Origin of the sequence: Streptomyces sp. NPDC046900 (assembly GCF_040644975.1) — a bacterium.
In the GTDB taxonomy this organism is placed as follows: Bacteria; Actinomycetota; Actinomycetes; order Streptomycetales; family Streptomycetaceae; genus Streptomyces.
In genome coordinates this window covers 21455-27454 of record NZ_JBEYXD010000100.1, presented here as the reverse complement: position 1 = coordinate 27454, position 6000 = coordinate 21455, and the positions used below count along the sequence as shown (strand labels likewise).

Sequence of the window (6000 nt, the reverse complement as noted above, 5' to 3'; positions counted from 1 at the left end):
CAACACCTCGCCCATCTAGGAACACTGGACTTCATAGCGGCCAAGGAGAACGCCGTTTTCCTCGGCCCGCCGGGCACCGGCAAGACGCACGTCGCGACCGGCCTCGCCGTCCGGGCCTGCCAGGCCGGCCACCGCGTCGCGTTCGCCACCGCCGCCCAGTGGGTCGACCGCCTGGCCGCCGCCCACCAGAACGACCGACTCCAGGACGAGCTGGTCAAGCTCGGCCGCTACCCACTGATCGTGATCGACGAAGTGGGGTATATCCCCTTCGAAGCCGAGGCCGCGAACCTGTTCTTCCAACTCGTCTCGAACCGATACGAGAGAGCCAGCGTGATCGTCACCTCGAACAAGCCCTTCGGACGCTGGGGAGAGACCTTCGGCGACGAGACCGTCGCCGCCGCGATGATCGACCGCCTCGTCCACCATGCCGAGGTCTACTCCCTCAAGGGCGAGTCCTACCGGATGCGGGGCCGGGAACTCGGCCGCATCCCGACCAGCAACGGCAACGACTGACAAGACCAACTCAAGACATGGGTCAGAACTCAACCGCCCAAAGAGGGTCACGATTCAGCCGCCGCCGACAGGATGCGTTGCCGTTCAGCAGCACCTATGTGGTTTCCGACGACCTTGGTCCGGTCGTCGAGGCGTTCCTGGCCGACAGCAAGCCGGGCATCGTCGCCTGGTCGGACCTGGACGACGTGGAAGGCCACTTGGAGCAGACGGAGACCAAGCCGGAGATCACGCCCTTGCGTGTCTGGGCCAGCAGTGTTGGAGCCTCACACTGAGTGGTCCTGCCCGTCCACACGGACGAGCCGGCCGTGAGCATATGAGGGCTGCGGCTATACCGACGAAGGCGAGGAAGTGCTCTGCCTTGCGTTCGTTGCGGCGGTGGAGCCGGTGGCAGCCGGCGAGCCAGGACACGGTCCTCTCAACAACCCATCGGTGGCGGCCGAGTCGCTGTGAGGGCTCGATCCCTGTGCGGGCGATGCGGTGGCGGATACCGCACTTCCGGAGCCATCGGCGCAGGTGGGTAGTCGTAGCCCTTGTCGGCGTGCGGCTTCGCCGGACGGCGACGACCGGGTCCGTGACGGGAACGAATGGGCGGGATACCGCGCACGAGCGGCTCAAGGCCCTGATCGTCGTGCACGTTGGTGCTGAAGATGCCCAGCGACAGCGGGAGTCCGTTCCGGTCCGTGATCAGATGGACCTTGGATCCCAGCTTGCCGCGGTCAGATTCGGTCCGGTCAGTACGTTCTCGCGGTCCACACGAGGGGCTGCACCTCGGGCAGCTTGATCCAAGACATTGTCGGGTTGTCTTTCGGGGTTCAGGCAACGACGGTGAAGCCGTGCCTGTCGCTGAGTCGGGTGCAGCGGCAGCAGAGCTGTCACGGGGAGAACCGCTCCGGGCGGAAGTCCGCAAGCATCTCATCCTTCTTCCCACTGAGGATCTCCAAAGCAAGCAGCCGGCCGATCACCGGCCCGAGCGTGATGCCGCTGTGGGAAACGGCTTCGTAGTAGCCCGGCACACACGGCACTGCCCCCACCGTGGGGTATCCGTCGGCTGGGACGGGCCGGTTGACTACCCGTGTCTGTGCGATGCGGGAGTTGCCGAGCTCGGGAACGACGTGCCGCGCCGATTCGTGGAGCAGCCGTGCGAGTTCCACTGGATCTTCGCCTGTGTCGATGAGTGCGTCGATCTCGCGACTGTGGAGGACCGCCGAAGCGTCCCCGTCAGGACGGATCTCGATGTGAGGCGCGTGCATGGGCCGGCGAACCGGGACCTGAGCACACCCGAGCCGGGCGACGACGCCGGGTTCCCGGCGCATCGGCAAGTGCCGCGCGATGAGCCCGGCGACGTGGGAGGCGCTGGGGCCCGCCGCGTTCACAACGATGTCGACGTCGAGACAGCTCCCATCGGATAGAGCAACTGTTCGGATGCTTCCATCGGCACCGGTGCCGATGTCACAGACCGCGGTGCCGCACCGGTGCTCGGCGCCGGATGCAACAGCCTGGCCGACCAGGCGCCCGACGAGATGACGTCCGTGCACCCAGGCTTCGTCGGGGTAGAACATGACTGGAATCTTGTCGGGCATCATGAGAGCAGGTTCGAGGCTGCGGCGCACCTCGGCCCCCGTGCACACCTCGACCCGGTAGTCCCAGCTTGCCAGCAGTCCGGCTGTTTCCAGGAGCTTCGCCTCCGCTACGGGATCGTCTGCCCAGCGCAGATGACCGCTGGGGTGCCACCAAGAGTCTGGCCCGATGGCGCCGGCAAGCTCACGGTGTGCTGCCATGCCCGCGACGTTCAGGTCGAAGTAGGACTTGCGCGCGGTCTTGTTGCTGGCGTTCACCCACGAGAAAGACCAGTTGGTGACGCCTTCGCCCGGCTGGCCGGCGTCGATGAAGACCACCTTGGCACCGTGCCGGGACAGGTTCCAGCCCACGCTGGCTCCGAGGATGCCCACTCCGATGACAGCAACACGTTCAGGTCGCTTCACGGACCCGATCCTCACGAACGCCCCCTTCCCAGATCACGGGCGAACTCGCATTTCTAGTAAGTGTGCTCGGAAGGGGCCAGCCCTACTCGTAGCCCTGCGGTGTATCAGCGGGATGAACCCACCGCATGGCGCGTGGCCGACAATACGAGTCGGGCCGTCCCGACAGCAGGTAGCCTGGAGCCCCTGCGTAGCCTGTTCAACGGTGAGGTCGTCCGCACGGTAAAAGCCACGAACTAGGGTGCGACAAAGGTCGTCCCTGCCGCCCTGCGCCGCTGCGGGAAAGCCCGCTTGACGCGCTGGCTCGCAGCGGGGGGACGGCACCCCGAAAAGGTCGCCATCACCCCAGTACGGCCACGTATGCCCAGCACACCCAACTGCCTGGCCAGGACACCGCCGCGGGCATCACCGCCAGCCTCGCCCGACAGGTGCTGGCCCCGGACGAGCGGCTCAAGCAGCTCGACCGGCAGTTCAGCGATGCCGTCCGCACCCATCCGCAGGCCGCCGCCATCGAGTCGATGCCCGGCATGGGCCCGATCCTGGGAGCGGAGTTTCCCGTCGCCGCGGACGACCTGGCCGCCCGCGCGGACGCCGACCACCTCGCCTCAGCCGCCGGATCAATGCCGGTGGCCAAGGACTCCGGACGCCGCACCGGCAACCTGCACCGACGCCAGCGCTACAGACGCTGCCTGCGACGAGTCTTCTACCCCTCCGCCCACACCAGCATCATCCGCGACGGCCCCAACCGCACCTACTACCTCAAGAAGCGAGCCGAAGGCCACAAACACAGCCCTGCCGCCGTGTCGATGTCCTCTGGGCCCTCCTCCGCGACAACCGCCCCTTCACGCCACCCCGCCGACAAGGACACCTACCGCCACAGCAGCTTGACCCCGTCCTTAAGACTCCACCGGCCTGGCTCGTCACTCCTGGTAGAAGTCCTCGCCTCTTCGTTCGGCTTCAGCGGCGCGAACGGTTCACGCCATGGCGTCTCGAAGAACCGCTGCCGGAGGGCATCGAGGTCAGCATGGCACAAGGCACCCGCCCATACCGCGCACTCGGGCATCTTCCATCCGCCCCACTGGTTGTTCTCCAACTGGTGAGCCACCTCAGGAACCCCACCCCGCGAGCCTCCGGCTGCGAACCGCGGGGCTTCCGTCCGCAGCCACTCGCTCAACGCCTCCGCATTCGCGTTGTCGGCCATGTCGACCGACACCATCACGTTCGCCACCCAACCCATAGCGATCGTCGTACTGGAACAGACAGCAGCCGACCCAACGGTTTTCGAGGATGAGGCTGCAGGCCGGCGGCTCCGCCCCTGGGCCGTGATCGCACCTGGCGGCGCTTGACTCGCCCATTGAAACTCCGCCGACCTCGCTCCGAGGGCACGGCTACGCGTCAAACGAGACAGCGCGCGAAAAACCACTGTGCCTCGTGTGCGGACAGTGTCAGTGAGTCCTCGTGCCCGGCATCGATGACCAGAACGACTTTGTCGGTCGGCCAATGCGCGGCCAACTGCCGCAACGTGACCGGCCGGTAGCAGGGCACATGGGGGAAGGCTCTATACAGCCGCTCCTCGGACGTGAACACCATGACTGCCGGGGCAGAATTCACGTATTCGACCACCGGAAGCACAAACCGCACGAACCCACTGCGACCACTGCTGGAGCAGATACCACTCACCGCCGGGATCAGTACATCACACCCAGCCAGAGTCCCCAATGCCCTGCAATTGGGGGCCGTGGCCAGTTCGTGGAGGGCATCCCTCGCCACAGTCTCGAAGACCTCTGCTGGGATCTCAGCCATGGAGCCGCCCCTTGCCACAGGAACCCCTCTCCTGGATCCCTGGCTACCCGCAATCGGTGCGATCATGCGGTGAAATCGCGGCGTCCGGAACGAAGGCGCCCTTCCGGGGCCATCCAAATGCGGCACAGCGGCGAAGGATCACCTCGGCAGAGATTGTGATCAGCGTCCCAGGTCCGGCGGGATCTTCCAGGGACTCACGGGGAACAGCGGCGTCAGTTGCGCTCCTGACCAGGTCAGGGGTTTGGGAGGTCAGCCACAATCCGCATACGGCGTCTTCCAAACTGGTGCTGTGGAACGGCGAGGCATCCCGTGTCAATAGCGCGTGCGGCGGCGGACACCAACAAGCACGAACGCAGCGGTCGACGTCGGGCCCCAGTGGACGATCAGCCGAGGCGCCGGCCAGTCGGTCGATGTCGGCAGACCCCCGCGATCGACCTGATAGGGATGAGGCCAGACCTTCAAGTCTGTGTCCGGCACGGGCGCTGATCAGGCCCACCCTCTTTCGAAGGTCCTGACGTCCATGCCGGGAATCGGCGTCAGGACCGGAGCCAGGATCCTCATCGAGGTCGGCGACGGCAGCGCCTTCCCGACCGCCGGCCACCTCGCCGCCTACGCCGGACTCGCCCCGGCAACCCGGAGCTCGGGCTCATCGATCCGCGGCGAGCAACCGTCCCGAAGAGGAAACAAGCAGCTCAAACGGGCCTTCTTCCTCTCCGCCTTCGCTGCCCTGGCCGACCCCGCATCCCGGACCTACTACGACAAGGAGATCGCCCAGGGCAAGCACCACACCCAAGCCCTGCTCTGCCTCGCACGACGACGGGCCGACGTCCTCTTCGCGATGCTCCGCGACCGAACCTTCTACGAAACCCAGCCCGCCAAGGCCGCCTGACCTGCTGAAATTGGACTACGAGGAAGGACGGTCCCCGAGATGCGTCGCGACATCTGAAGCTATACGCCGGTCGGCAAGACGCCGCGGGCTCACACCATGATGGTTGTCCCTGTCCGGATCAGCACCGGCCTTGACCAGCAGGGACAGCACCGCGCCATCACCTCGATACGTGAACACCGCCTGCAACAAAGGCGCATTGCCCTGCCCATCGGGTGCATCCACCTCCACACCCGCCGCCAGGAGAGAGACGACAGCCGCGGCATCCTGCTCATCCGCCGCGAAGTGCAGCGGCGTCCACCCCCGACGGCTCTCACGACCCAGGCCCTGATCCTCATCCCTCATGCCCACCACCATCATGATCGCTTGACGAAGGAGATAGGGGCCCCCGCAGACGCGGGGCGAGTACGCGTACGAAACGTTGTGGAAACGGGGCACGCACCATCGTCCACCTGCCCGCCGACCGTGCGGTGCAGTTTGTGTCCGCCTGCTCAGGGTTTTTCTCTGCCTCAAGGGCACTCGGCCTGTGAGCGCGGAGGTACTGAGATGAGTACCGGAGAGAAAGCCAAGGCAAAGGCCGAACAAGTTGTAGGAAAAACCGTACGAAAGGTGGCCCACGCAGTACACAAAGAAACCCTCGCAGCGAAGGGTGCGGCCCTCGAAGCGCGGGGCAAGATGCGGGGCGCGAAAGAGAGCACCAAGGACTCCTTCAAGCACTGACAATGTCCTGGCCATCCTGGCAGGGAGCGCAACAGAGGCGATTCGCGTCCTCGTGAGGAGGGCGCTCGACACACCTCCGACACAGTCTGCGCCGCTGGC

7 protein-coding genes and 2 pseudogenes are annotated in these 6000 nt (G+C 65.8%); 5 read left to right on the top strand and 4 right to left on the bottom strand.

Annotation, left to right across the window (positions count from 1 at the left end; genetic code table 11):
* A partial coding sequence (istB, locus tag ABZ904_RS43955; protein ID WP_361829719.1) for an IS21-like element helper ATPase IstB occupies positions 1–513 on the top strand: 513 nt, incomplete at its 5' end.
* Between the two features lie 17 nt (positions 514–530).
* The gene (locus tag ABZ904_RS43950; RefSeq protein WP_361829717.1) at positions 531–785 is read left to right on the top strand and encodes a hypothetical protein; all 255 of its coding nucleotides are present in this window, start codon (positions 531–533) and stop codon (positions 783–785) included.
* A gap of 31 nt (positions 786–816) precedes the next feature.
* Here the strand turns inward: ABZ904_RS43950 and ABZ904_RS43945 are convergent.
* Positions 817–1248: pseudogene (locus tag ABZ904_RS43945) on the bottom strand (IS5 family transposase); the annotation flags it as partial.
* Between the two features lie 137 nt (positions 1249–1385).
* The gene (locus tag ABZ904_RS43940) at positions 1386–2495 is read right to left on the bottom strand and encodes an FAD-dependent oxidoreductase (protein ID WP_361829715.1); all 1110 of its coding nucleotides are present in this window, start codon (positions 2493–2495) and stop codon (positions 1386–1388) included.
* A 425-nt stretch (positions 2496–2920) separates the two neighbouring features.
* Here ABZ904_RS43940 and ABZ904_RS43935 point away from each other — a divergent pair, with 425 nt between their 5' ends.
* Positions 2921–3592 carry a transposase gene (locus ABZ904_RS43935; protein ID WP_361006292.1) on the top strand — a complete coding sequence of 224 codons (672 nt, stop codon included), beginning with the start codon at positions 2921–2923 and terminating at the stop codon, positions 3590–3592.
* A gap of 295 nt (positions 3593–3887) precedes the next feature.
* Here ABZ904_RS43935 and ABZ904_RS43930 read toward each other — a convergent pair whose 3' ends face one another.
* Positions 3888–4295, bottom strand: a complete 408-nt coding sequence (locus ABZ904_RS43930) for an SseB family protein (protein WP_361003731.1) — start codon at positions 4293–4295, stop codon at positions 3888–3890.
* A 490-nt stretch (positions 4296–4785) separates the two neighbouring features.
* Here ABZ904_RS43930 and ABZ904_RS43925 point away from each other — a divergent pair.
* A pseudogene (locus ABZ904_RS43925) lies at positions 4786–5184 on the top strand (transposase); the annotation flags it as partial.
* Between the two features lie 15 nt (positions 5185–5199).
* Here ABZ904_RS43925 and ABZ904_RS43920 read toward each other — a convergent pair.
* On the bottom strand, positions 5200–5526 hold the full coding sequence (locus ABZ904_RS43920; protein ID WP_359408983.1) for an ankyrin repeat domain-containing protein: 327 nt from the start codon (positions 5524–5526) through the stop codon (positions 5200–5202).
* A 201-nt stretch (positions 5527–5727) separates the two neighbouring features.
* Between ABZ904_RS43920 and ABZ904_RS43915 the strand changes: the two genes are divergently transcribed.
* Positions 5728–5901, top strand: a complete 174-nt coding sequence (locus tag ABZ904_RS43915) for a hypothetical protein (RefSeq protein WP_359408981.1) — start codon at positions 5728–5730, stop codon at positions 5899–5901.
* Positions 5902–6000 lie beyond the last annotated feature (99 nt).